The 19990-nt window shown below is 60.3% G+C and carries 11 protein-coding genes; 3 read left to right on the forward strand and 8 right to left on the reverse strand.

Going from position 1 to position 19990, the window contains the following annotated elements:
- The 4 genes from C9413_RS01915 to C9413_RS01930 all read right to left on the reverse strand — a co-directional run.
- Positions 1-2453 (reverse strand): heavy metal translocating P-type ATPase (locus C9413_RS01915; RefSeq protein WP_170250138.1); only part of this gene is annotated, 2453 nt, incomplete at its 3' end.
- Between the two features lie 62 nt (positions 2454-2515).
- Positions 2516-5047: a malto-oligosyltrehalose synthase gene (treY, locus tag C9413_RS01920; RefSeq protein ID WP_170250139.1), complete on the reverse strand. Its 2532-nt coding sequence runs from the start codon at positions 5045-5047 to the stop codon at positions 2516-2518.
- Positions 5048-5120: 73 nt separating this feature from the next.
- Positions 5121-7202, reverse strand: coding sequence for a penicillin-binding protein 1C (pbpC, locus tag C9413_RS01925; RefSeq protein ID WP_170250140.1), 2082 nt, complete (start codon positions 7200-7202; stop codon positions 5121-5123).
- Positions 7202-12670 carry an alpha-2-macroglobulin family protein gene (locus C9413_RS01930; RefSeq protein WP_040115480.1) on the reverse strand — a complete coding sequence of 1823 codons (5469 nt, stop codon included), beginning with the start codon at positions 12668-12670 and terminating at the stop codon, positions 7202-7204. Before C9413_RS01930 ends, pbpC begins: the two co-directional genes overlap by 1 nt.
- A gap of 247 nt (positions 12671-12917) precedes the next feature.
- Between C9413_RS01930 and C9413_RS01935 the strand changes: the two genes are divergently transcribed.
- A complete protein-coding gene (locus C9413_RS01935) occupies positions 12918-13376 on the forward strand; it encodes a response regulator (protein ID WP_281408600.1) in 459 nt (152 codons plus the stop codon).
- Between the two features lies 1 nt (position 13377).
- On the opposite strand, the gene C9413_RS01940 is transcribed toward C9413_RS01935, so the two are convergent.
- Positions 13378-14109, reverse strand: coding sequence for a TetR/AcrR family transcriptional regulator (locus C9413_RS01940; protein ID WP_040115478.1), 732 nt, complete (start codon positions 14107-14109; stop codon positions 13378-13380).
- A gap of 176 nt (positions 14110-14285) precedes the next feature.
- Here C9413_RS01940 and C9413_RS01945 point away from each other — a divergent pair, with 176 nt between their 5' ends.
- Positions 14286-15485, forward strand: coding sequence for a multidrug effflux MFS transporter (locus tag C9413_RS01945; RefSeq protein WP_040115477.1), 1200 nt, complete (start codon positions 14286-14288; stop codon positions 15483-15485).
- Between the two features lie 36 nt (positions 15486-15521).
- Here the strand turns inward: C9413_RS01945 and C9413_RS01950 are convergent, their stop codons facing one another.
- The 3 genes from C9413_RS01950 to C9413_RS01960 form a co-directional block, all read right to left on the reverse strand.
- Positions 15522-16559 carry a substrate-binding domain-containing protein gene (locus C9413_RS01950; RefSeq protein ID WP_040115476.1) on the reverse strand — a complete coding sequence of 346 codons (1038 nt, stop codon included), beginning with the start codon at positions 16557-16559 and terminating at the stop codon, positions 15522-15524.
- Positions 16560-16794: 235 nt separating this feature from the next.
- Positions 16795-17034: a DUF1127 domain-containing protein gene (locus tag C9413_RS01955; RefSeq protein WP_082046722.1), complete on the reverse strand. Its 240-nt coding sequence runs from the start codon at positions 17032-17034 to the stop codon at positions 16795-16797.
- Positions 17035-17492: 458 nt separating this feature from the next.
- The gene (locus C9413_RS01960) at positions 17493-18536 is read right to left on the reverse strand and encodes a LacI family DNA-binding transcriptional regulator (RefSeq protein WP_040116578.1); all 1044 of its coding nucleotides are present in this window, start codon (positions 18534-18536) and stop codon (positions 17493-17495) included.
- Positions 18537-18945: 409 nt separating this feature from the next.
- Here C9413_RS01960 and C9413_RS01965 point away from each other — a divergent pair, with 409 nt between their 5' ends.
- The gene (locus tag C9413_RS01965; RefSeq protein WP_040115474.1) at positions 18946-19980 is read left to right on the forward strand and encodes a Gfo/Idh/MocA family oxidoreductase; all 1035 of its coding nucleotides are present in this window, start codon (positions 18946-18948) and stop codon (positions 19978-19980) included.
- Positions 19981-19990 lie beyond the last annotated feature (10 nt).

The following is a 19990-nucleotide window of genomic DNA, read 5'->3' on the forward strand; positions in this document are numbered from 1 at the left end:
CTCATGGCCGCTGCGGCAATCATCGGCGAGAGCAGTAGGCCAAAGACCGGGTAGAGCAAGCCCGCGGCGACGGGCACGCCAAGCGCATTATAGCCGAAGGCGAAGCCGAGATTCTGGCGGATGTTGCGCATCGTCGCCTCTGCCAGCCGCCGGGCACGCACGATTCCGTTGAGGTCACCCTTGACCAAGGTAATGCCGGCGCTTTCCATCGCGACATCTGCGCCCGTTCCCATGGCGATACCGACATCTGCAGCGGCAAGCGCCGGAGCGTCATTCACGCCGTCGCCGGCCATTGCAACGACCGCGCCCTTTGCATGGAGTTCGTCGATCAGCGCCTTCTTGCCTTCCGGCAAAACGTCGGCGCGCACTTCATCGATCCCGAGGCTTTTTGCGACGGCGCTTGCTGTGCGCTCGTTGTCGCCGGTTGCCATGATGATGCGCAGCCCGCTTTCGTGCAACGCGCCGATCGCCTCGGCCGTTGTCGCCTTGATGCGATCGGCAACCGCAACGAAACCCGCAAGGCTGCCATCGATGGTGACGAACATTACGGTCTTGCCTTCGTCACGCAAGGCGCGGGTTTTTTCGGCAAGTGGCCCGGGATCGATGCCGAGATCGCTCATCATCGCGGCGTTGCCAAGCGCCACGGCCGTCTTGTCGGCATGGCCTTTTACGCCTTTGCCGGTCACAGCCTCGAAGCCGGTGACATCAACCAGTTTGACGTTCCGCTCTTGTGCGCCGGCAATGATCGCTTCGGCCAGCGGATGTTCGGAACCGCGCTCCAGGCTCGCCGCCAGCAGCAGCAGCCGTTCCTCGCTGATGGCGTCCATCGGTACGACGTCGGTAAGACGCGGCTTGCCTTCGGTCAACGTGCCCGTCTTGTCGACGATCAAGGTATCGACCTTCGAAAAACGCTCCAGTGCTTCAGCATCCTTGACCAGCACGCCCTCCTGCGCGCCCCGGCCGGTCGCAATCATGATCGACATCGGCGTGGCAAGGCCGAGTGCGCACGGGCAAGCGATGATGAGCACGGCAACCGCGGCAAGCAGTCCATGCGCCATCGACGGCTCCGGCCCGAAAATGGCCCAGACGAGGAAGGCAACAATCGCTGTTACAACGACGGCAGGTACGAAGATGGCCGAGACCCGGTCAACTGCGCCCTGGATTGGCGCACGCGAGCGCTGTGCCTTGGCGACCATATCGACGATACGCGATAACATTGTTTCCGCGCCCACGCGCTCGGCCGTCATCACGAAAGTGCCGTGGCGGTTGATGGTGCCGCCGGTGACAGCATCGCCTTTTGTCTTTTCAACGGGGAGCGGCTCACCGGTGATCATCGATTCATCGACAGTTGATTGTCCTTCGCTGACCGACCCGTCGACCGGCACGCGCTCGCCTGGCCGCACCCGAAGCCGGTCGCCGCTTGCGATGTCGTCCACTTCGATGTCCGTTTCGCTGCCGTCGGCACTAAGGCGGCGCGCCGTCTTTGGCGCAAGGTCGAGCAGTGCCCTAATGGCCGAGCCCGTCCGCTCGCGCGCCTTCAGTTCCAGCACCTGGCCGACGAAGACCAGCGCCACGATGACGGCAGCTGCCTCGAAATAGACAGGCACCGTCTCGCCATGGCCCCTGAAACTCATGGGAAAAAGGCCGGGCGCAAGTGTCGCGACGACGCTGTAGACATAGGCGGTACCGACGCCGAGGCCGATCAGCGTCCACATGTTCGGACTGCGGTTGAGGAGTGAGTTCCAGGCCCGGCGGAAGAAGGGCAGGGCCGCCCAGAGCACGACAGGGGTTGCGAGCAAGAGTTCGGTGAAACTCACCAGCGGTTCGCCGATCGCATCGCGCAACGGCAGTCCGATCATCGGACCCATGCCGAGCACGAGCAGCGGAATGGCCAATGCCGCGCTTATCCAGAGCCTCCGCGTGAAATCGGCAAGCGCCGGGTTCGGCCCCCCTTCTGCCGGCGGAATACCCATCGGTTCCAACGCCATGCCGCATTTCGGGCAGTCACCAGGGTGATCGCTGACGACTTCCGGATGCATCGGGCAGGTATATTGCGTGCCCTTGGGCATAGGCTTCGGCCCCTGCCGTTTTTCCTGACGATAGATTTCTGGATCGGCCTCGAACTTTGCCTTGCACCTTGCCGAGCAGAAGTAGAATTTATCGCCGTCGTGCTTCAGGAAATGCTGCGCTGTCGTGCGTTCGACGGACATGCCGCAAACCGGATCCTTCGCCGTCAGATAATCATTCGGAGTGGCTTCGAATTTCTCCCGGCAACCGTCGCTGCAGAAATGATAAGTGTGGCCCTGGTAATTGAGGCTCGGCTTGCCCGCGTGCGGATCAACGGTCATGCCGCAGACGGGATCGCGTGCCACAGCGGCCTTGCCGAGATTGTCCAGGCTTTGGTGAGAAGAGCAATTGCTAATCCCGTGATGATGATGATCTTGTGTATTCATAGGCTTCTCCTTTGCCCGGACAGGCAGTGGATAGGCTTATGAACCTTCCCGCAACTGGAAGGTCAAGCGATAATTTCATGGTCCTCTGTGGTTCCGACAGGTTCGATGAGCGCCACAGGCTGGCTGCCAAGGAGGGTCGAAAGTGGCAGCTCGACTCGCGGATCAAGGGCTTGGCCGGTCAGGAGATCGCAGCGGCGACCTTCAAGGAAGGCCGGCACCTGAATTACCGTATCGTTCCAGAATTCAGGGCCGGCGAACAAAACGCCTGGATCGAGCCAGCCGAGCATCCATCGTGGAACGACGGTCATGACATAGGTTCCGTTCAACTCTCGCGCAAAGGCGACAACATGATCCTTGCGCGCGCCTGACACCTTAAGGGGGACATAGTTGCCTTTCGCAAAAAGCTCCGGCTGCCGCTTTCGAAGATGAAGACCGGTTTGGACGATGCGCTGTTTCAGCGCGGGCACCGTCAGACTTGCAATTGGCGTTCGTTCCGAGAGGCTGGCAAACGACGCCGTCATGTCGACAGGCCTGCGGTTATCAGGATCGACGAAGCTCAAATCCAAAAGCTCGGCCCCTTGATAAATGTCTGGAATGCCGGGCGCCATCAGCTTAATCAGCGTCTGTGAAAGGCTGTTTAGATAACCGGTCTCGATGAAGGGGCGCATGACCGCTCCGAAATCCTCATGGAAGACGAGATTGGTCGATGAAAGCAACGCCGTTGCATAAGCTTTGACCGCTGCCTCGTATCCGGCATGCGGCTCATTCCAGTTCGTGCCGAGCTTTGCTTCACGTATCGCCTTTTCCGCATAGGCCGTGAAGCGCCCGATCAGCGCTTCGGCCTCTCCGTTCAAGAAATCCTCCGGCCATATCCCGGCAAGCGCCTGATAGAGCATCCATTCGACATTCGGTTCCGGCGTCAACCCGCCCGGCAGTTCGATCAGACGGTCGCGGTTCATCTCGCGCCAGCGCTCCACCGCCTGCGCCCAGACATCGGCTCCTTCGCTCAAGGTATAAAGCCTTGCACGCGCATCCTCCCCGCGCTTGGTATCGTGCGTCGATGTCGCCGAAAGCCCGTGTGGATTAAGCTTCGCGCGTTTAAGCATCAGCGCATGGAAAGCCTCGACGCCTCCCGGCTTGATATCCGGGTCGCCGCCGACTTCGTTTACCGCGAGCAACCGGTTGTAGCGATAAAAGTGCGTGTCCTCCATTGCCTTGGCCATGACTGGTCCGCTCAACTGCTGGAATCGGCGGCGGAATTCCTTCGCCGCTGCCTCCCGTACCCCGCCTTTCAATAGCCTTGCCACAACGTCGATCGCTCGCCGGTCGGCAAGCTTTTCAGCGGCGCTGGAAATGACCCTGCTGAGCACGTCCGCATCGCGTGCTTCAAGCGGACCCTTGCTGCCATAGATGCGATAGACGGGAAAGGCGATCAGCGATTCGTGGATAGCTGCCACAATAGCGGCGCGGTCAAGGTCGGGATAAAGCCCATGGACGATCTTCACCAGCCGCGTCGTCTCGCCTTCGAAGTACCGCTCCACCATCAATTGCTTGGCCGCGCGAAGACCAGCAGTAAAATCGGCCATATCCGGGGCAATATTCGCATAGGCGGTACCCAGCTGTTGCAGGCCGCCGCCGTCGACGAAGAGATGGCCGAGTGCCGAAATGAATTCGTAGCCGGTGGTCCCGGCGATCGGCCAGCTTGCGGGCAGTGTCTCGTCATGGCCGAGGATCTTCTCGACGATTATATAGATCTTGGATCCTGTCTCAGCGCGCAACCTTTGCAGATATTGCTTCGGATCGGCCAAGCCATCGATATGGTCGAGCCGCAAACCCTCTACCTGCCCGGACCGAACGAGTTCGAGAACGAGCCGATGGCTATCTTCGAAAACCTGCTCGTCCTCAACGCGCAGGCCGACCAGACCCGTTACTTCGAAAAACCGCCGGTAGCTCAGATGTCTGGCCGCCTCTTTCCAATATGTCAGCCGCCAATGCTGGGCCTGGTGTAGGTTGACGATCAGCTCTTCGTCTATTGCGAGGTCGACCAACGCCGGCTCATCTGCGCTTGCTGGAACAAGATTGGTGCTGTCGGGGTTCAAGGGCAAAAGCGTATCGCAGTAGCCAAGCACAAGTTCGCCGCTTTCCGGATCGCGCTTAAGCCGCAACTCGCCATCAGACAGTGCATCCTTGAACGGCTTGCCGAGGATCGGCAAGGTGAGCCGTTCGCTCCAGTCGATATCGAAATGGCGCGCATAAGGGCTTTCCCGGCCGAGCTTCAACACGCTTCGCCACCAGGGATTCTCCGTCGAGGCGGCCATATGGTTCGGGACAATGTCGAGGATGAGGCCGAGCCCGGCGTCTTTCAAAGCCCGGCTCAAGCGGTAACAGCCCTGGCGTCCGCCGATTGCCGGCTCGATTTCATTGACATCGGTTACGTCATAGCCATGCGTCGAACCTCTCGTCGCGGCAAAGATCGGCGAAGCGTAAAGATGGCTGATGCCAAGGGCTTTGAAATAGGGCACACATTCGATGGCCCGGTCGAATGTCATGCCGTTGCGGAATTGAATGCGGTATGTCGATGTCGGAAGCATCATGTTCGCCTGCCGTTTCGGAGGAGACGGCCCGGAACGGTGATAACGGTCCCTTTGTTCCCCGCAATTCCAAGGTTTAGTCGATGAAGACACCGACGCTTGCGGCACGGCCCATCGCGTCGATCACCGTCAGTTTCGAGTAGCCGCCACCATCCGGCATCCATTGGTTGGTGCGGCGGCGAGAAAGATCGGGCAGCGGCTTGCCGTTTGCAAGCCAGCGGAACGGCGCCCGGCCGCCGTGCAGTTTCAACATCAATGGCGAGAGATCACCGCTTCCTGCGCCGAGATCGACATGCGCACCCTCCGGTGGATAGACGATCTGCGGTGCCTGTTCGCGGCTGGAGGCAGAAGGCAATCCGCTGGCATTTATCGAGAAACGCCGCTGACTCACCGGCAGATCCGCCTGGGCGACGCGCACTGCGCCAGAGGGCGGGCGTGGCAAAGGTGTGGTTGCAATGCTCGACTTTGCAAAGGCCTCAAACAGGATAGGGGCTGCCGTGCCGTAACCGGTCGACCCCGGCACCGCGCCATTGTCCGGCCTTCCAACCCAGACACCGAGCACATACCGCCCGTCGTAGCCGACTGACCATGCGTCGCGATAGCCGTAGCTGGTCCCTGTCTTGTAGGCGATGCCGCGCTGCGGGGCGCCTGCCGGTGGGATGACGCTGGAAAGAATATCCGAAACATTCCAGACGGCGACCGGCTGCAGCAACGGCCCGCCGTCTATCTTACCGGGCTTTGCAGTTACACCGTCGCCGATTCGAACCGGCTCGCCCTTGTTGGCAAGCGCCGTATAAAGCTGCACGAGGTCTTTCAACGTGATACCTACCCCGCCTAGCCCAATCGCCAGTCCCGGCGCCTCGTTCGGCGGCAGGATGGGACGAACGCCGGCGCGGCGGAAGCGCACCAAGAGCCGCGCCGGGTTGACGGCGTCAAGCAGCCTGACGGCCGGCACATTCAACGAAAGCTGCAATGCCTCTCGCACCGTTACGTCGCCTTGATAGCTCATGTCAAAATTGCGCGGCCGGTAACCGAAGAAGTCGGCTGGCCGGTCCTCGATGATCGTTTCCTGGCTGACCAGCCCCTGCTCGAAGGCAAGACCATAGATGAAGGGTTTCAGTGTCGAGCCGGGCGAGCGGCTGACACGCGTCATGTCGATCCAGCCGGAACGGCTCGCGTCGAAATAGTCCGCCGATCCCACGTCGCCGACGATCTCGCCGGTGCGCGCATCGGCCATCACGATTGCGAGAGATAGTTTCGGACGAAGTTTCATCGCGGCACTTTTCGCCGTCGCTTCGAGCCCTGCCTGTATCTGCTTCTTCAGCGTCGTGCGATGCTCGCGCTCGTTCGGCTTGCTGCGAAGCGCTGCTTCGGCAAGATGCGCGGCAAGGGCCGGGAGCTGCATGCGCGTTGCCGGAACGCCTGTCGCCTCGGCGCGCTCGGCCTCACCCTCGCCGATAACTTCGGCCACGGCGGCGCGCTTGAGCACGCGTTTTCGTGCCGCTTCCGCTGCCACCAGGTTTTTGTCGGGGCGTCGTCGTTCAGGAAGCTGGGGGAGGGCAACGAGGAGGGCAGCCTGCGCCACCGTCAGCCGCTTCGGCTCCTTGCCGAAATAGGCAAGGCTTGCGGCGCGCAGGCCTTCCAGATTGCCGCCATAGGGTGCATGCGTCAGATAAAGATCGAGAATCTCTTCCTTCGAGAGCCGCCGCTCGATCTGGACGGCGCGTATCACCTGCAGGATTTTCGCCGAAAACGAACGTCCGGCGCGCGGTTCGATCAGCCGCGCCACCTGCATGGAAAGCGTCGAGGCGCCGGAAACGATGCGGCCGTTGGTGAGCAGCTGCAGGCCCGCGCGTCCGATCGCCAGCGGATCGACGCCGTGATGCTCGTAGAAGCGCCGGTCCTCATAGGCGATCAGCATGCGCATGAATTGCGGGTCGACATCCGCGACCGTGGTTTTCAGACGCCAATGGCCTTCCGGCGTCGCAAAGGCGCGCAGCAATTGACCATCGGCATCGAGCACTTCGGCCGACACCGCACCGGTCTTTTCGAGCGGCGGCGGAAAGACCCTGTCGGCAGCGTCCAGAACGAAGAAAACCGCGCCGGCAAGAATGAAACCGGCTGCAGTCCCAATCGTGAGCTTGCGCCAGAGCCGCATTATCGTGCTGCGACAACCTCCATCTTGCCGGTCGCCGTACGAGACGAATATTCGGGGCGGTACATATCTTCTACGGTCGCCGCCGGATGGTCATAAACGCCCGGGGTGACGGCCCGCACGATATAGGCGACGTTGATTTCACGGTTGTCGTCCGAAGTCCGGTTGAAGGCCGCCACGAAGCGATCGTTGCGGAATTCGGTGTGCGCCGCCGTCTGTTCGCCGATCCAGTCGAAATTGGTGAGCTGAGCGCTGTCGACCAGGCTGGGATTATCGATCTGGAGGCCGGCAGGCAGCAGATCGGTCATGACGACACGCGACGGCCAGGCGTTGGTTTCGGTCACGTGCAGCACGACCACATAACGCTCGTTCTGCTGCGCCTCACTGATATTCACCGGCTCGCCATCAAGCGTGTAGTAGGTGCGCTCGATGGCAAAGCCGTTGCCGCCGGCAGGCAGCGGGGTGACGGGTGCTGCGACTGTCGTGACGACCGCCGATACCGCATCGGTCATGGCGCTCGTCAGCGTCAGGGGATTGTTGATCAGCGCATCGCCGCTCATCTTCGCCATGTAGGCACCGGTATGCAGCGCGCCGTTGACATCCACCTTCAGGGAATCGTCGCCGCTCTGGATCGCGCGCGCGGCAAGCAGCGTCCAGGCCTGCTCCTGGGTGCTCGTCCACTTGCTGCGGTCCCATTCCCTGCCGACGGCCCTTGCCAGTTCTGGAATGACTGGCGGGACAGGGCGGCTTTCGGCCGCAAGTGCCAGGATAGCCGCACCGTCGCGCAGGATCGAGCCGTAGTCGGTACGCGAAAGATTGACGCGATGAAGGATGGAATCCTCGGTCATCTGCAAAGCGTCGACGAAGATGTTTTTCGAACGTGTCGCATCTCCGTAAAGTGCCAACGCCGCGGCGATATGCGCCTTGGCAAGCGGCGTCGGGAAGTCGTTGATCATCGTATCGGCGTAGTAGCGCAGATCGCTGATCGAGGCCTTCCTGTTGCGGGCAAGAACATAGATTGCATAGGCAATTTGATCGCCTTGCGTCTTGACGGCGACGTCGTAGCTCAGCGCGTTCTGCAGGTTCTCGAGCGCTTGGACGAGCGCACGATCGGGCACGTCGTACTTCTCTTCACGCGCCCGCGTCAGGAAATCCGTGACATAGGAATCGAGCCAGAGGTCGCCCGAATCCGGTCCCCAAAGGCCGAAGCTGCCCGCCGATGCCTGATAGGACAGTACACGATAGATCGCATCCTGGACGCGCTTCTTCACGTCTGCATCGTCTTCGAGCCCGTTCTGTTGTGAAAGCTCGCTGAGATAAAGAAGCGGCAGGGCGCGGCTCGTCGTCTGTTCGGCACAGCCGAAAGGATAACGGTCGAGCGACATCAGCAGGGCGGGAACGTCGAAGGCGGCCGAACGCGTGACGTTGACGCTGACTGAGGCGCCCGGCAATACGCTGTTGGCCAGAAGTTCCTTGTCGACCCTCAGTTTCGCCCCTGGTTTTAAGGCGATGACGCGCCTTTCGGTCACGGGCAGTGACGATGGGCGGACCGGTACGTCGACTGTCTGATCAAGCGATAGTCCGGATGCATCCGACAGGTTGATCGAAACAGCGCCGTTGCCGGGCTGCTTGCCGATCACCAACAGTGTAAAATCGGATTTCGCACCGGCGTCCAGATGGATCGTCCGCGAAACTGCGGCCTCCTCGATGCCGACGGCTTCGTTGCCGGTCAGCTGCAGTTTGAAATCGCCGCCCGGAGCATCGGTATTGGCAATGTCGAGGCGCAGTTCCGCCTTGTCGCCAGGCGCCAGGAATTTCGGCAGGCTGGCGGTGACGACCACCGGATCGCGGATGACGATATCCTTGACCCCGTGGCCGACTCCATCCTTCGACCAGGCAACGGCCATGACACGCGCCGTGCCGTTGAATTGCGGAATGTCGAAGCTGACATTCGCCTTTCCGTCGGCGTCAAGCTTCACCGGCCCGGAGAAGAAGGCGACGAGTTTTTGCGTCGGCGGGCTGCCCTGCAGCGCCACCGCGCCACCATCGCCACCGGTTCTGAGCTTGCCTGTCGCGCCGAGCGAACCGTCAATCAGGCGGCCATAGAGATCGCGGATTTCAAGACCGAGCTGGCGCTGGCCGAAATACCAGTCCTCGGGATTGGGCGCCTCGTAGCGCGTCAGGTTGAGAATGCCGACATCGACGGCCGCAACCGTGACATAAGCATCCTCACTGGCTCCAGCACCCGTTACCGCAAGGCTTATGTTCAGCGGTGCGCGCGGCGGCATCTTTTCCGGTGCATCGACTACGACCTGCAGCGCGCGCTGCTCGGGATCGACCTTCAGCCATTTGATGCCGATCGAACGCATCGGCATATGGCTGTCCTGTGCGTCGCCCGGACGGAAGAGGGTTGCTGTCACATAGGCGCCAGCGCCCCATTCGGCGGTGACTGGGATCTCCACTTCGCCCCCACTCTCCCCGATCGTCGCATTTTTTACGTCAACGAGGTTTTCCGTCCCGGCCGTCACCATCAACTCGCCGCCATAACGGGAAGAAACCTTGAGCTTCGCCGTCTCGCCAGCCTTGTAGCTCTCTTTGTCGAGCGCGATCTCGAGGCCGTCCGGCGTTTCGGTCGAGACCGCCTCCACCATCCAGCCGGCGTCGAATTCGACACTTGATGTCGGGCCATCCGCGTCCGGGCTTTCGACTTCAACTCGGTAACGGCCCCAGCCAACCTGGGACGCTATCTTGCCGCCGTCCACGCCGACATCCGTCGTGCCGCTGGCAACCTGGCGCGCATTGAAAGCGGTTTCGTATTTCCATGCCGTGCCTTCCCGATACCATTGGTATTCGCGCTCAAGGCGTGAAAGCTTCCAGCGCAGGCCCTTCATCTCCAGCTTCCGGCCGTCGGCCGAGACGCCGATCACGTTGAAGCTGGCGATCGAATTCTCGGCTATATCGCCTGAAAATTCAGGCTTGATGCCGATCATCGGTCCCTGATTTTTGATCGGGATCAGCAGCGTGCGCTCCAGCGCCCGGCCGCCGGTTTCTTGCATGCGGATATAGACCGTCGCGTTCAACAACTGCGTGGTTGCGGGAAGATCACCGACCGCAAGATCGGTCGTTGCTTGGCCGTTCTCGTCCAATTCCGGCAGGCCTTCGATCGCCTGGCGGCTTTCCTCGTTCGCCTCCTCGTCAGAAAGACCGAAGACGTAACCCGGGAAAGCTTGGCTTTCGCGCGTCGGCTTGATAACGACATCACCTTCAAGCGTCAGGCCGGCTGCCGGTGCGCCATAGAGATATTTGCCGGTGATATCGATCGTTGCCGGCGTATCGGGACCGATTTCCTTGGCTTCCGTCTTCAGCTCCAGGTCGGTGCGATCGGGGACGAAATCGTCGACGAGGAATGTTCTGGTACCGATCGGCGACCCCTTGGGGTCGGTATGGACGTTCATTGTCCAACTGCCGCGCATGGCATTTTCCTGGATCGGGAGATCGATCACATAACCGCCGACGTCGCTGCTTTGCCGCACGATGCGCCGGTCCTCGACGCCATCGGGACGCATGAAGATGAAGGTCAGCGGCAGCTTTTCGATCGCCCTGCCATCCGTATCGCGAGCAAGGGCGGTGGCATGGACGGTTTCGCCCACCCGATAGATCCCGCGCTCGGTCCAGGTCATGACATCGATGGCCCCGGGCGAGGCTCGTCCCGTCACGCCGCGATCGGACAAGTCGAAGCCTGCCCGCGTCATATCGAGGAAGACGTAGTCGGACGCCCCGTTGCGGGCAGCCAGGACGGCTGGCGTGAGTGCTGCCGTGCCGCGCAGCAGCCCGGCAGTGAAGGTGGCTCGGCCGTTTTCATCCGTCGTCGCGGTGCCCAGAACTTCGTTGTTCTTGGCAAGCAGTTGCAGCTCGACACCGGCGATCGGCTTGGCGGAAGAGAGCGAGCGCGTCAAGACGTTGAGCCCGTCGGTTCCGGCGTAGGTAGTAACGCCGATATCTGACACGACGAACCATTGTGTCGCCTTGGAATCCCACTCGTTTTCCGGCTTGTCGGCAGGCGAGGCGATCAGCACATAGATGCCCGCCTTGCGCGCGGGCAAGGCTTCATCAACGGGGAAGCTGGTAACGACGTCCTTGTTAAGATCGTTGGCGATCTCGATCGAACCCTGCCATACGAGCTCGCCGCTTTCATCTTGAATGCGTTGCGCGCTATAGCCATCGAGCTGCGTCAGGAACTGCGAACTGGTGAGAAGCGGAGCAATAGCGCGATCGCCAATGCGGTAGAGCTTGAGGTTGGCAGTTTCGATATTGACGCTGACGAGCGGAATGCCGCGGCGCGCCGTCGAAGGCAGCACGAAGCTATCGCCGGTAAAGCGCACCATTTGACTGCGGTCCTTGACGTAGACATCGAGGCTGACGGGCGCATCCAGGACCTCGTCGACGGCAGAGGGAAGGCCGGTGCGGAAACTGATCTTGTAGGTTTCGCCGTGACCCAGGCCCTCGACGCAGATCTGCCTGTCCTTGGCTTCGAGCGCCTTGGGGGCTTGTCCGTTCAGCGTCACAAACGGTGCATAGTCGACCGTCTTGACGAGGGGTTCCGAGAACGTCACGCAGGCACGCGGCGTTGCGCTGTCGGCATCGACATTGTGTTCGGTGATGCGGAAGCCTTGTTCCGACTTGAGCTTGAGATAGGCCGCCTGCACTTCCCTGGAGCTTGCCAGCGCAAGGCTTGCCTTATAGGCACTGAGGGCTGCGCGGAAATTCGAATTCTTGGCGAGTGAGCTCGCAAGCACGGCAAGAGCATCGGCCCGCTTTGAGGCTGTGCGTGTCAGTTGGTAGCCGTTCAAGCCATCGAGAAGTGCCTGGCCGAAGGCCTGGCTGCCAGTGCCGCCGAGCGAATTTGCGGCGCGCGCCGTCTCCAGCCACAGATCGGCATCATCGGGCGTCAGCGCCAGCGCGCGATGAAAAGCGTCGATCGCGCCTGCAAGGTTGTTGGCGGTAAGATCAAGGCGCGCCGTTGCCGTCAGGCTGTCGACGGTCTGGCCCGGCTGAGCGTCGGTGAGCGCCAGATTGGCCTTGAAATCGCGGGCTTGTTGGATGATGTCTTCCGAAAGAAAGGTGAGGCGAGGAGGCGCACCGATATCGGGCTCGCGCGGTCCCGCAGTCGTTTCGACGATCCGACCGGCAATTGCACCTGGAAAAGCGTTCATCGTCTTGAAGTCGGACTTCAGGAAACACCATTTCACCTTCGGGTTATAGGTGAAAGCCCTGCAGCTTTTGTCGCCAATGCATGAGGTTTTGCATTGTTCGAGGGAAACGTTCTGCTCCGTCCGCAGATCGAAGCCGAAGAAGTCGGCATCCTTGATCGTCTGGATATCGCGCTTGGTCTCCGCAGCTGTCGCGGGAAGGCTGGCCGCGATGACTAAAAGAGCAATGGCGGCGGATGCGAAAAACGAGCGTACAGACATAGGTTCCCCCCCGGGCGCTGGCGCTGGATTGGGGCACTCTCCTGCGGCCGAAAAGACTTGTCAATACAACTTCAAATTTAGAGCTGGTTTTTATCAAAGACTTACGCCGATCTTAATGTTTTATTAGTATTAACAATGACTTAATCCAAAAATAATGCGTATCGGCTCGGAACATATGCCGCCGTTGCCCGTTATCCGGCCAAGTTCCGCCGGCCACGGCCGACTGGTGCGAAGTCTTGCGCCTACCCTGGCCGGCAAGGGCGTCTGGCAACCAAGCTTTTGCGTAAGCTGGCTACAGGATAACCTCATGAACCAGAGAGTATTGATCGTAGAGGACGAGTTCTTGATCGCCCTCGATCTTGAAGCAACCGTTCAAGCCATGGGCATGGAAGTGACGGGGCTTGCCGCGAATAAGGAACAGGCGTTGCGTTTTGCGCCGACGGCGGACGTCGCTTTTGTAGACGTCAACCTGTCGGATGGTGCGACTGGGCCGGAAATCGGCCGGCGGCTGGCGGAAGACCATGGTGTTGCCGTCGTGTTCATGACAGGCAACCCGGAGATGGTGGCAGGAGGCGTCAAGGGGACGCTCGGCGTCGTCAAAAAGCCGGTCAAGCCGTCCGTCGTCGAGCAGTCGCTGAAATATGCCGTCGCACGCCGCAATGGCGCGCTCGCTGCCGTTCCGTCGCAGATGCTCGTCTTTGCCTGACTCAGCCGCTGACGGCCGCAAGCTCTGATCGCTCGGCGGACGCCTCCATGCCGTAGGCGCGAAGGAACGTCCTGACCGCGTTGCGCGCGGCACTTTCGAGCTGCTCATCGCTCGGCGTTTGCCCGAACAGCATCATGATCTGCAGATCCGCATTCCCGAGAGCGAGGAATTGGCGTGCCGCCACATCGAAGTCTTCGATCTTTAGAGCACCACTGGCGCTCAACCGCGCAAACAGAGCGCCGAGCGCGGAAATGATCCGGCCCGGGCCTTGCTGGCGCCAGGTCTCGAAAAGATGCGGATAGCGCTCACCCTCGTTCTGGACGAGACGGCGCAGGAACTTTCCGTCCTGGTTGCAGATGCAGTTTTTGTTGATCCGGATCGCAAAGGCGACAAGGTCTTCTTCCAAATTGTCGGCATTGACCGGAAACGTTGCCAGCATCGCAAAAATCATCGAATTGGCGCGCTTCAGCACGTCGTCCACGACGGCGACGAACAAAGTCTCTTTCTCGCAATAGTGATTATAGATCGTCTGGCGCGAGACATTGGCCTCTACCGCAATCTCGTCGATGCTTGCCCCTGCAAAGCCCTGGCGGCAGAATACATCCGCGGCCGCTTCCAGTATGGAAGCGCGCTTCTTGAACTGGCCGCGCTGGGTCGGCCCATCCGCTCTCTTTTCGGGTGGCGCGGGATTTTTCATCGCTCTCATGATAATGCGTCTTGACGTTTTAGACAACGCTGTCTAATTTTACACTTGTGTCCAAAATACTTGACACGTCGGTTCGCAGTCACTGGCGCTTCCCCCGAGCGCGTCGCGGGTTGCAGCCGCCCCTCATTTGAACCCTTCGAGAGCAACGCGGCGGAGAGACATAGTCCGCTTCCTTCGCTGCGCATTTATGAAAGATCATCAAAATGACCGCTTCATTCTTTCGCATTGCGCTCATCCTTGGGCTTTTATCAGCCATTGGTCCCTTTGCCATCGACATGTACCTTCCGGCACTGCCTTCGATTGGCGTCGATCTGGGGTCGGATAACCACGTCACCCAGTTGAGCCTTCTGACGTTCTTCATTTCTTTTGCACTGGCCCAGCTGCTTTACGGTCCGCTGTCCGACATGTGGGGCCGCAAGCTGCCACTTTATTTGGGTATCGGCATCTTCACCGTTGCCAGCATCGGCTGCGCGCTGGCGCAAGACATAGAAACGCTGATTGCCTTCCGCTTCATCCAGGGCGTCGGCGGTGCGGCCGGCATGGTCATACCACGCGCTGTTGTTCGTGACATGCACACCGGCATTCAGGCAGCTCGTCTAATGTCGCTTCTCATGCTCGTCTTCTCAATTTCCCCCATTCTTGCTCCGCTGGCCGGCAGTGCGGTCATCGAGTTCTACGGCTGGCGCGGTGTCTTCTGGGCGGTGACTATCGCGGCCCTCATCGGGCTCGTGCTGCTTGCCACACAGCTTGACGAGACTCGCCCGACGAAGGATCGCAAGGGCAGCAGCCTTAGCAGCGCGATGTCTGCCTATGGCTACCTTTTGCGCGACAGGAACTTCCTGACGCTCACCTTCATCGGTGGCCTCGGGATCTCGAGCTTCCTCGTCTATCTCGCCAACTCGCCCTTCGTGCTCATCCAGCACTACGGCCTGACGCCGACGCAGTACAGCTTCGCATTCTCCGTCAACGCCGTGTCCTTCTTCGCCGTATCGCAGGCGACCGGCTGGCTGGGCGAGCGTTTCGGCCTCGTTCGCGTCATGCGCTCAGCCGTCACCTTCTATTGCCTCGTCATGGTCGTGATGGCCGTTGTAATGGCGGCGGGCATCAACCAGCTTCCGGTGATGGCCGTCTTCCTTTTCATCGGATATGGCTTTCTCGGACTTGTCATTCCAACGAGCGCGGTTCTTGCTCTGGAGGATCACGGCCAGATCGCAGGTACGGCCTCGTCATTGATGGGAACCTTGCACTTCGTCATTGCGGCTGTCGCAATGGTGGTCTCCGGCCTGTTTGCCGATGGCACGGCCGTTCCGATGGCGGCAGGCATTGCCGCCTGCGCGCTGCTTGCCTTCGTCCTGACGCAAGCAACGCTCGGCCGCCGCGCCGCCACAGCACCGGCTGAATGACAATTGCGGCCGCGTCCGCAAACGGCGCGGCCAGTTTCATGGATTGAGGAAAAAGGCGTCGCTTTCGCCTGGGACGAGTTCCAGCGGCCAGATCGTGTTGCGCGCGCCCTTCGGATAAAATTTCGCATAAGCGGGCATGGTCGCAAGCAGCGTTTCGGCCAGTTCGACACCGAGATCGCGCAGCGACATACGGAAGCAGGTGAGGGCAGGCTGCAGGAATTTGGCGCGCGGCTCCTCACGGAAGCCGATCACTGCCAGATCGCGCCCCGGAACGACGCCTGCCTCGACCAAGCGTCTGTAAAGGCCAATCGCCATCAACTCGTAGATCAGGATGATCGCTGTCGGTTTGTTGTCCAGGAGTAGCAATTCGTGTCCGGCCTGGTAACCACCTTGTTCGCTCGATTTGACGCGGATGACCAGCTTCGGATCATAAGGGATGCAGTGGCGCTCAAGCGACTGCTTGTAGGCATCGACGAAGACATAGCCGAGATTGATATCGCTCGAGGGTGCTGCGATCGCGATCCTGCGATGTCCCTTGGCCACCAGCCGGTCGACCGCTGATGCCGCCACGCCCTCGAAATCAAGATCTATCCAGGTGTAGTTGCCGCCCGATGAGCTTCGTCCGAGCGCGACGAAAGGAATCTTGGCTTTCACCAGAAGATCGATGCGCCTGTCGATCCGCTGCGTCGCTGAAATGATCATCGCATCGACGACGCGCCGCGCCACCATGCGCTTCAGATATTCATAGGGATCCTCGTCGCTGGGGCAGGGCAGCATCACGAGGTCGAGCTTGTGCCGCGCAAGCACACTCTGCAGACCGCCGGTGAGGCCGAGAAAAAAGTTGTCGCTATTTTCGACGGTTTCCTTGCTGGATTCGATCATCAACCCGATAACGTTGGTCGTGCCCTGCCTCAGGCTGCGGCCGGACTGATTTGCCACATAGCCGAGCTCTTCGGCAGCCGCCATCACGCGCTTGCGCGTTTCCTCGTTGACGTCCGGTTTGTCGTTTAGCGCGCGGGAAACCGTCCCGATCGAAATATCGAGATGCTTGGCAAGCTGTCGGATTCCCTTCATCGGCTGCGTTCTTCCTCCCCGATCAAAACGCGTGATCTCCTCTTATTGCCACAGGAATGCGTTTGCGCAAAGCGGCCGCGGTCCCGCTCGTGGGCGGCAAGTGCAGCACAGACGTCGGATCGGCACGAGGTGAAGATGCCGCATCGCTTTCGCGCTGGCAGCCGACGCCGATGCTCCTCATGACCATGGTCCAGGCAGACGACAGCCCCGGCAGCCAGGCCGCCGGGGCTGGAAGTCATCTTGTGTCGGGCCAGATACTCCAAAATCTCGCCGTCCCGTACGCATCCTCGGCCTCCGGAAGGCCGATATCACGGCGCATACGATCTGACAGCTGGGAGACCTGGTTCACCGTTTGGTGACGCCTCCACGCGGCCAGGGCCAGCGCGCGCGCCGTCCTCCAGACGCCAAATTTCTGGTACAGTTCATCGACCGTCGCCGATAGGGTTTCAGCAACTTCTACTTGTGCTTCACGCATGATTTATCCGTCCCGGCGCGCTCAAGCGGCCAGGTCCTCTCGAAAGTTAAAAAGACACATCGAGGCGGACGTGGAACACACGTCGTCGTTCGGCGTCCGGCTCAATTCAGGTCAAGTTGGGAAATGCCAAAATGGCAGTGATCCGGGGTTTATACAGCCTCGGAGGAATGTCGGCTCGGATTGGATGCACAACGCATCGAGGTCTTGCGAGCCATCCCGCCAGCGGGGCGTATAAACACGAGAATGGGATTCATTTCACGCCTCCTCTGATTAAATTTGCGAGATCGGCTTATATTTGCACAACGGCGGATGTTCAGCAATATTAAATCTTGAATTGTAGCTATCATCGAGAAGTTTGTTGCATAACGGCAACAGGCCATCATGCAACACCTCTAGTTGGTCAGCATCAAGAATGACCTCCGGCGAGCGGCAAAAGTGACGTGTATCGAGCGATGAGGTCAGGGGGTGAAGCTGTCGCGGAAGATAAGTTCCGGAATGACCCTCTCGTAGGCAGGGGGCAATTCCGGGCTGGCAAGCCGACGCTCGACAAGTTCGACGGCGCGCTGTGCCATGACGACCGGATCCTGGCGGAAAGTCGTAAGCCGGTAGCTGAGCCAGGCTGCCTCCGGCACATCATCAAAACCGATCACGGCGACGTCTTGCGGTATCCGCAAGCCGAGCGTCTTTCGGACATGATCCATCAATCCGAAGGCAATCAAATCGTTGGCGCAATAGACAGCATCGGGTCTTTCAGCCCGGGAGAAGAGTTGACGCGCGGCATCGATGCCGCTGTCATAGTCGGAATCCATGCCGCGTCCGACCGAGACCGAAGCGCCGAACTCCTCGGCTGCCGCCAAGAAGGCATGCTCGCGCTCTGCAATGCTGGACGTTGCCGAATGCGACGCTGCAACGGCAAGCCGCCGGCATCCCTTGTCGAAGAAGGCCATCGCTGCGTTGCGGGATGCTTCGGCGTTTCCGGCACTGACATGGTCCGCATCCGGTTCGGTGCGGCCGATGACCACCAGCGGCTGGCCGTTGCGATGCGCGATATCTACGAAGCTCGCGGGTGGGGATCCCGAAAGAATGATGGTTGCTTCGGCGCGATGGCCGATCAACATCTTCTGCGCTGCAAGCAGTTCATCCTCGGTCTGGCCGGTGTTGATCAGGATCGGGATGCTGCCCCGCTTTATCAGCGCCTTTGCGAGTGCTGCGGCCAGATGGGCGCGAAAGCCGATTTCTGGCCGCGTCGCAACGATGCCGACCAGGCGGCTTTGATTTGCAAGGACGCCGCGTGCGAGATCGTTGACATGATAGCCGAGCTCTTCGGCAGCCTTCTGCACCCGCTCGCGGGTGGCCGGCGCAACGCTTGCGCCTGGCGTGAAAGTCCGTGAAACGGCGGAGCGTGAAACGCCAGCAAGCTGTGCGACCTGATCTGCGCTGACAAATCGCATTCGCTCCTTGCGCCTGGTCTCCTTTCCGTCGATCGTCGGGCCGTCCTTCATTGGCATTCCTTTATCCACCGGCGAAGGTGCGTCGGCCGTTAGGAACCGCTTCATCATTAGCATAAAACCTCAAGCATGAGCACGGTCATCACTGCAACCTGAGTGGCCACTGGCGCTTGCCATGCAAACAGTAGTAGGTCGCCGGGTCTGTCCCTTGCGTTTCATCGCTGTGCAATCTGGTTTGGGGTTTGGTAAAATGTCTGTTTGACAGCCAGATGACATGCCCGGCATGACCGTGCTGCATTGCAATATGAATCCGGCTGAGATCGTGCGTTTAAAGCTGTTTTCCGCAGCATTTCGCCCCCGTTTCGCCCTCTATTGACAGCAAGAAACGTTTCCGCTTATTATCGTAAACGTTTACGGGACAGGCAAACGGAGAATTGCCGGACGCGCGCCGCGGGAGGAAATCGTGACATTGAATGCAGTTCTGTGCGGTTGCGGAGCCATGTCCAAAGGCTGGTTGCGCGCCTTAAAGCAAACCCCGGCTCTAGCCGAATCGATCGAGGTCACCGGCCTCGTCGATGTGAACCTGGCTGCGGCCGAAGCGCTCACCTCGGAGTTCGGCCTGAATAAGGCCGCCATCGGCACCGATCTTTCCAGCGTTATTGCAAAGGCGAGGGCGGATATCGTCTTTGACGTCGTCATCCCCGCTGCCCGTTTCAATGTCGTCTCTACGGCACTTAAGGCGGGATGCCATGTGCTGAGCGAAAAGCCGATGGCTACTTCGCTGGCGGAAGGAGCTGCCCTGATCGATCTTGCGGCAGAGACCGGCAAGATCCATGCGATCATCCAGAACCGACGCTTCATTTCCGGTGTTCGCCGCATGCGCCGTTTTGTCGAAAGCGGTGCCATCGGCGATGTGACCGCGATCCATTGCGACTTCTTCATAGCCCCGCATTTCGGCGGCTTCCGCGAGGACATGGACAATGTTCTGCTTCTCGACATGGCGATCCATACCTTCGATGCCGCACGTTTTGTCGCCGGCAAGAAGCCACTCGCCGTCTATTGCGTCGAGCGCAATCCAAAAGGGTCGTGGTATCGTCACGGCGCCTCTGCCAACGCCACCTTTGAATTCACCGACGATGTGGTTTTCACCTATCGCGGCTCCTGGTGCGCAGAAGGCGAGCGTACGAGCTGGGAAAGCCAGTGGCGTCTCGTCGGCTCCAAGGGAATGCTAACCTGGGACGGGGATCAAACATTCCGCGCCGCAGTTGCCGGCGAAGAGACGGGCCTGCTTCGCGGCGTTACGCCCGTCGACGTTCCCGGTGCGGAGCGGGACGAGGAGACGCACGGCCATGCCAGCGTGATTGCCGGTTTCGTGGACGCCATCCGGACCGGCAAGCGGCCGGAGACGGCCAGCAGCGACAACATCACAAGCCTTGCCATGGTCTTCGGCGCGATCGAGAGCGCCAGAACCGGCAAGCGCGTTGAAATTTCAGCATGAGGAATGAGAT

Origin of the sequence: Rhizobium sp. SEMIA 4085 (assembly GCF_013004495.1) — a bacterium.
Taxonomy (GTDB): Bacteria; Pseudomonadota; Alphaproteobacteria; order Rhizobiales; family Rhizobiaceae; genus Rhizobium; species Rhizobium gallicum.